6 protein-coding genes are annotated in these 5,710 nt (G+C 70.2%); 3 read left to right on the plus strand and 3 right to left on the minus strand.

Going from position 1 to position 5,710, the window contains the following annotated elements:
* Positions 1-1,109: FAD-dependent oxidoreductase (locus tag AC1D15_RS15705; protein ID WP_477826699.1), on the plus strand; the 1,109-nt coding region annotated here is incomplete at its 5' end.
* On the opposite strand, the gene AC1D15_RS15710 is transcribed toward AC1D15_RS15705, so the two are convergent.
* Positions 1,099-1,797, minus strand: a complete 699-nt coding sequence (locus AC1D15_RS15710; RefSeq protein ID WP_477826700.1) for a GntR family transcriptional regulator — start codon at positions 1,795-1,797, stop codon at positions 1,099-1,101. The two genes, AC1D15_RS15705 and AC1D15_RS15710, sit on opposite strands and share 11 nt — an antisense overlap.
* Before the next feature lie 163 nt (positions 1,798-1,960).
* Between AC1D15_RS15710 and AC1D15_RS15715 the strand changes: the two genes are divergently transcribed.
* Together AC1D15_RS15715 and AC1D15_RS15720 are read left to right on the plus strand one after the other, a co-directional pair.
* Positions 1,961-2,914 carry a Bug family tripartite tricarboxylate transporter substrate binding protein gene (locus AC1D15_RS15715; RefSeq protein ID WP_477826703.1) on the plus strand — a complete coding sequence of 318 codons (954 nt, stop codon included), beginning with the start codon at positions 1,961-1,963 and terminating at the stop codon, positions 2,912-2,914.
* Between the two features lie 9 nt (positions 2,915-2,923).
* Positions 2,924-4,198, plus strand: coding sequence for a glucarate dehydratase family protein (locus AC1D15_RS15720; RefSeq protein ID WP_477826701.1), 1,275 nt, complete (start codon positions 2,924-2,926; stop codon positions 4,196-4,198).
* Positions 4,199-4,210: 12 nt separating this feature from the next.
* Here the strand turns inward: AC1D15_RS15720 and AC1D15_RS15725 are convergent, their stop codons facing one another.
* Positions 4,211-5,032 (minus strand): DUF3014 domain-containing protein, encoded by an 822-nt coding sequence (locus AC1D15_RS15725; RefSeq protein ID WP_477826702.1) that lies wholly within the window; start codon positions 5,030-5,032, stop codon positions 4,211-4,213.
* A gap of 37 nt (positions 5,033-5,069) precedes the next feature.
* The gene (locus AC1D15_RS15730) at positions 5,070-5,669 is read right to left on the minus strand and encodes a TetR/AcrR family transcriptional regulator (protein ID WP_047502393.1); all 600 of its coding nucleotides are present in this window, start codon (positions 5,667-5,669) and stop codon (positions 5,070-5,072) included.
* Positions 5,670-5,710: the final 41 nt, after the last annotated feature.

Raw genomic sequence — 5,710 nt, forward strand, 5'->3', positions numbered from 1 at the left:
GCGCTGGCCTCGGCGGGCTGATGCTGGCCCGGATCCTCCATGTCCACGGCATCGCCTCGACCGTCTACGAGGCCGAGGTCTCGCCCACCGCACGCGCCCAGGGCGGCATGCTCGACATCCACCACGACAGCGGCCAGCTCGCCTTGAAGGCGGCCCGGCTGCACGACGAGTTCCGCCGCCTGGTCCATCCCGGCGGCCAGGCCTCGCGGGTGCTCGACAGGGCCGCAGCGGTGCTGCTCGATCAACCCGACGACGGCAACGGCGGCCGGCCGGAGGTGCGAAGGAGCGAACTGCGCCGCCTGCTGCTCGAGTCATTGCCTGCCGGCACGGTGCAGTGGGGGCACAAGCTCGCCTCGGCGGCGGCGTTGGGCGGCGGCCTGCACCGCCTGGCGTTCGCGAACGGCAACAGCGTGGTGTCGGACCTGCTGGTGGGTGCCGATGGCGCCTGGTCGAAGGTTCGTCCGCTGGTGTCCGATGCGACACCGGTCTACCTCGGCACCACGTTCGTCGAGGCCTGGTTGACCGACGCCGACGTGCGCCATCCCGCGAGCGCCGAAGCCGTGGGCGGYGGCGCGCTCTTCGCGGTGGAGCCGGGCAAGGGCATCTTCGCGCACCGTGAGCCGGGCGGCGTGTTGCACGCCTATGTGGCGCTGCGCAAGCCGATGGCATGGATCGAAGTGGTCGAGGCCGCCGATCCGGCTGCGCTGCGGTCCCGCATCGCCAAGGAGTTCGAAGGGTGGGATCGCGCGCTCACCGCCCTCATCACCGAGGCCGAGTCGGCGCCCGTGTTCCGGCCGATCCACGCGTTGCCCGCAGCCCATCGGTGGGAGCGCGTCCCGGGGGTGACGCTGCTCGGCGATGCGGCGCATCTGATGGCGCCCGCGGGTGACGGCGCGAATCTCGCGATGGTCGACGGCGCCGAGCTGGGCGAAGCCCTCGCGGCGAACCCCGCTGATCCCGAGGCCGCGCTGGCGGCCTATGAGGCGAAGGTCTTTCCGCGCAGCGCCGAGGCGGCCGCAGGTTCGGTCGAGGTGCTCGACGCGTGCCTCGGCGATGAGGCACCGCACAGCCTGGTGCGGTTCCTTGGTGAGGTCCGAGCTACGCCGTGAAGTAGTCCGGATGCGCCAGGCGGATCGCGTCGATCTGCCCCAGGGTGCCGGACAGGTGATCGCGCAGGCTCGCCTGCGCAGCCTCGGCGTCGCCGCTGGCGATGGCGTCCACGATGCGGCGGTGGTCGCGCACGATGGCGCGCTGCTTGCCGAGCGTGGGCAGGTTCAGCATGCGCAGGCGGTCGACGTGCCCGCTGTGCTTGCGCACCAGGTCGAACAGGTCCGGCACGCCCGCGGCGACGTACATCAGCCGGTGAAACGCCCGGTCGGCCGCGATGAACTCGAGGTAGGCGGTGCTGCCCATCAGCGCCGTCTGCACGTCGATCTGCGCGCGCAACTGGCTGAGCAGCAGCGCATCGGCATGCCCGGTCAGCGTGAGCACCACCTCGGCCTCGATCGAGCGGCGCAGGAACTGCGCCTGCACGGCCGCCGCCGCATCGATGCGGCTCACGACCGTGGCGTGCTGCGGAAAGATGTCGACCAGGCCCTCTTCGCCGAGCTTGATCAGCGCATCGCGAACCGGTGTCTGGCTGAGGCCGAAGTGCGCCGCCAGGTCGGCCCGCGAGAGCACCGTGCCCGGGGCCATCTCCAGCGACAGGATCAGGTCGCGCAGGCGCTCGAAGACCTGCGGCGCCGCATGGCGCGAGCGGTCCAGGGCGACGGAACGGCTGGGGGACGGGGCGGGCATGAAGCGCATTCTAGCGGTGGGGTCGGTGCATTGACACACTAATATATTAGTGCTTCACTTCGGGTCAGCGAGCCGCGCCCATGCAGCGCGGCCCACCCCGCCACCACCGGAGACTCCCTTGAATCGTCGAACCCTCGTGTCGTGCCTTGCCCTGCCGTTCGCCCTGCCGTTGTCGCTGGCCCTCGCCGGCGCCGCGGTGGCCCAGACGCCGGAGTGGCCGCAGGCCAAGCCCATCACCTACATCGTTCCCTTCACGGCGGGCGGCTCCACCGACGTGGTCGGGCGCGTCCTCGCCGAGAAGCTGCAGCTCGCGCTGAAGCAGACCGTGGTCGTCGACAACAAGCCCGGACAGGCCGGCGGCATCGGTGCGAGCTTCGTCGCCAAGGCCGCACCCGACGGGTACACGCTGTTCGGCGGCACGATCAGCACGCACGCGATCAACGCCAGCCTGTACAAGAACCTCGGCTACGACCCGGTGAAGGATTTCGAGCCGGTCGCCCTGGTGGCCACGCTGCCCAACGTGCTGCTGGTCGACCCCGCGCTCGGCGTGAACTCGGTGGCCGAGCTGATCGCCTTGCTGAAGAAGGACGAGAAGCGGCGCACCTTCGCGTCGTCCGGCGCCGGCACGTCCACGCACCTGGCGGGCGAGCTGTTCGCCGACCTGATCGGCGTGCCGCTCACGCACGTCCCGTACAAGGGGACGCCGCCCGCGATGGTCGACGTGTCCGCGGGCCAGGTCACCTTCATGTTCGACCAGATGACCGCTGCGCTGCCGCTGCTGCAGTCCGGCAAGCTGAAGCTGCTGGCGGTGACGACGGGCAAGCGCATCGCGCTGTCGCCGGGCACGCCGACGATGATCGAGTCGGGCGTGCCCGGCTTCGAGATGTCGTCATGGCAGGCGGTCTACGCCCCCAAGGGCACGCCCAAGGCCGTCGTGCACCGGCTGCATGCCGAGATCGCCAAGGCGCTGAAGATGCCCGACGTGCAGGCCAAGCTGGGCGGGCAACTGGGCATGGACCTCGTCGGCGGCACGCCCGAGGAGTTGTCGGCGCTGATGGCCCGGGAGATCCCGCGCTGGGGGGCGCTGGTGAAGAAATCCGGCGCCACCCCCAACTGAGACCACGCCATGCAGAGAGACATCCGCATCACCGACGTCCGCATCACGCCGATCGCCTTTCGCGACGGCCCGCTGCTCAATGCCGCAGGCATCCACGAGCCGTGGGCGCTGCGGGCCATCGTCGAACTCGAAACCAGCGACGGCCGCGTCGGCATTTCGGAGACCTACGGCGACGAGCCGATGCTGCGCGTGCTGGCGCAGGCGAAGGCCCTGGTCCTGGGCCTGTCGCCGTTCGATCTCAACCGCATGGAAGAACGGGTGCGCGCGGCCATCCGGCCCAGCCCGGGCGCCATCGAGTTCGAGCTGGCGCCCGGCTCGCACACGGCGAAGAACGCCGCCAAGGTGACCAGCACCTTCGAGGTGGCGATGCTCGACCTGCAAGGGCAGTTGCTCGGTGCGCCGATCGTCGACCTGCTGGGGGGTGCGGTGCGCGACGCCGTGCCGTACAGCGCCTACCTGTTCTTCAAGTACGCCGAGCACATCGACCGGCCCTATGCGGCGGACGCCTGGGGCGAGGGCATCAGCCCGGCACAGATCGTCGCGCAGGCGCAGCGCATGATCGACTTGTACGGCTTCCAGAGCATCAAGCTGAAGGGCGGCGTGTTCGAGCCCGCGCACGAGATCGCCTGCATGCGGGCGCTGCGCGCGGCCTTCCCGGGCCTGCCGCTGCGGCTCGACCCCAATGCCAACTGGTCGCTCGAGACCAGCATCCGGGCCGCACCGGAACTCGACGAACTGCTCGAGTACTACGAAGACCCGACGCCGGGCTTGCAGGGCATGGCCGAGCTCGCCCGGCACACGCGCCTGCCGTTGGCGACCAACATGGTCATCRCGACGCTCGACGACTTCCGCAAGGGGGCGGAAACCGGGGCCGTCAAGGTGCTGCTGTCAGACCACCACTACTGGGGTGGCCTGCGCGTCACGCAGACGCTGGCGCGCATGTGCGCGCTGTGGGACCTCGGCATGTCGATGCACTCGAACTCGCACCTGGGCATCAGCCTGATGGCGATGACCCACGTGGCGGCCAGCATCCCGAACCTGACCTATGCCYGCGACACGCACTACCCGTGGCAGGAAGAGGAGGTGATCCGCGGCGGCCGCATCGTCTTCGAGCACGGTGCGGTGCGCCTGCCCGGCACGCCGGGGCTGGGCGTCGAGCTCGATCGCGGCAAGCTGGCCGAACTCCATGCGCAGTACCTGGCCTGCGGCGTGCGCAACCGCGACGACCTGGCTCAGATGCGCAAGTACGACGCCGGTTTTTCGGGGCGCACGCCGAGGTTCTGAACCCTGTCTGCCTCAGCGCGGGGCCGATGCGGCGGCCGGCGACGTGACCAGGCGCCGCAGCTCGCGCAGCTTCGCCTTGATCCGCCGTTCGTTGACCGGCCCGGTGCGCAGCAGCAGGCGCTGGCCGGCGCTCAGCGCCTGCAGCGCCGGGTCGTTGAACTCGTACAGCACCCAGGGCCGCGTCGGCTGCACCGGGCTGTTGACCGTCGGCAGGTGCACGCCGATCGACTCGGCCGCGTCGGGCGTGACGAGCAGCTGGTCGATCACCGCGACGAGCCGGTCGTTGAAGTACTTGCCCGGGTAGCCGAGGTCTTCATAGGCTTGCTGGAACTGCGGGTAGAACGCCGCGTAGAGCGCGACGGCCTGCCGCAGGTCCACCGTCTCCAGCAGCAGCACGTACGGTGTGTAGCGCTGGCCGTTGTCGGCGCCGATGGTTTCGCTGTCGCCGCGGCGTTCGACCGTGAACCGGCCTGCGGCCGGACTGAGCGGCCACAGGCGCGAGGAGGCCTGCTCGCGGCCCAGGCCATCGACCGTCGCGGCCACGCGGTGGGGCAGGTCGTTCATCTGGAACAGCGCCAGCACGGCCTCTCGGCCGAACAGTGCCGTCACCGCCGAAGCGAGGTCGGCCGGGGCCGCCGCGGGGTCGGTGGCCTGCAGGTTCTCGATCGGGTGCTGGATGCCCGAGCTCGCCGCCGGTGGGGCGGCGGCCACCTGGGCAGGCGCGGGCTCCGGCGGGGCCGTGGCTGCAGGAGCGACAGGGGCGGGGCGGGCCAGCCAGAACCAGGCCGCTGCGGCGGCCAGGCCCAGGGCCCCGAGGGCGAGGGCGATCTTCAAACCGGGCTTCATGCCGCAGCTTACCGCCAGCGGCGCCTCAGGCGTAGGCGGCCAGGAACACCGACACCGCGCGCTCGACGATCTGCTTGATCTGCTGGCGCGTCGGTGACGCGTTCGCACCCAGCAGGATGCGGTGCAGCACCTCGGCCTGCAGCAGGCCCGTCAGGTGCAGGGCCACCACCGAGGGCTCCGCCTGCTTCAGCCGGCCCGCCGCCATCTCGGCCTGCAGGAAGGCCGCGACGGTCTCCTCGCCGCGCCTGGGGCCCAGCTCGAAGAACTGGCGGCCGATGTCGGACTGCCCGGCCTGCGACACCACCATGCGGTAGGTGCCCACGGCCTCCGGCGTGCAGATGAAGCTCACGAACTTCTCGCCGAAGCGGCGCAGCACGCGTGGCAGGTCGTCGCTGCCGGGCAGCAGTTCGTCATAGGCCGGCCCCAGGTGGCGCATGCCGGAATAGTGGGCGGCCTCCAGGAACAGCTGCTGCTTCGACGGGAAGTAGCCGTACAGCGTGACCTTCGAGCCGCCCATGCGCGCGGCGATCTCGTCCATCGAGGTGCGCTCGTAGCCCATCTCCTGGAACGCCTGCAGCGCGATTTCGAGGATCGCCTCGCGCTTTGCCTCTGTCTTGACTCTCATGTCAATGCCTTTATTTTGAACTCGTGAGTTCATTATTGCTT

The organism is Rhizobacter sp. P2_H2, from assembly GCF_056403375.1.

Bases quoted from the DNA above. Each gene is read 5' to 3' on its own strand.
- AC1D15_RS15710 (WP_477826700.1), bottom strand. From the start codon at position 1,797: ATGCCCGCCCCGTCCCCCAGCCGTTCCGTCGCCCTGGACCGCTCGCGC.
- AC1D15_RS15730 (WP_047502393.1), bottom strand. From the start codon at position 5,669: ATGAGAGTCAAGACAGAGGCAAAGCGCGAGGCGATCCTCGAAATCGCG.